This window comes from Aureibaculum flavum, from assembly GCF_016406085.1.
In the GTDB taxonomy this organism is placed as follows: Bacteria; Bacteroidota; Bacteroidia; order Flavobacteriales; family Flavobacteriaceae; genus Aureibaculum; species Aureibaculum flavum.
Map to the genome: position 1 here is coordinate 1 of NZ_JAEHFJ010000042.1, position 503 is coordinate 503.

Here is a 503-nt window from a genome sequence, read left to right on the forward strand (position 1 = left end):
GATCTAAAGTTACGATGGATTTTGAGGTCATCGCCCCGGGACAAAACGATGCCTTGCACCAAAACCGGTGCAAGCCAGGCGGTTGGGAACCAATCAAGAATATCCACGATCCGTACGTGCAAGAGATGGGAAGGTTTTCAGTGATGGAACACACACACAAGCTAGTAGGAGCATCAATGAAGTTCATCCGTGTGGTGAGTGGTGAGACTAGGCCGATGAGCGAAGGCAAAGAATACAGGCTTGTGGTTGAAGTGGCAGAACATATAATAACTTGTCCTCCAATGTTATCTGTTTCTGTCAAGTTTTACTTGGCAACTGTTCTGGAGAAGCCATTAGATCGATCTTGGCAACTCGAAGCTTTTGTGTCTTGTAATTAGAGTGTGGCTTCCACTCAGTCCTGCTCCTGTTGTTGTTTCATGAGGGAAGTTACATTACTATCTACTTAATAATCTACTTTAAATAATGCATGTCATGTATCATCTTTATCTATTAATAAATGGGAG

At 42.9% G+C, this 503-nt stretch carries 1 protein-coding gene; it reads left to right on the plus strand.

The window, feature by feature from the left end; translation table 11 throughout:
- Positions 1 to 377: cystatin family protein (locus JBL43_RS20180; protein ID WP_198843152.1), on the plus strand; the 377-nt coding region annotated here is incomplete at its 5' end.
- Positions 378 to 503 lie beyond the last annotated feature (126 nt).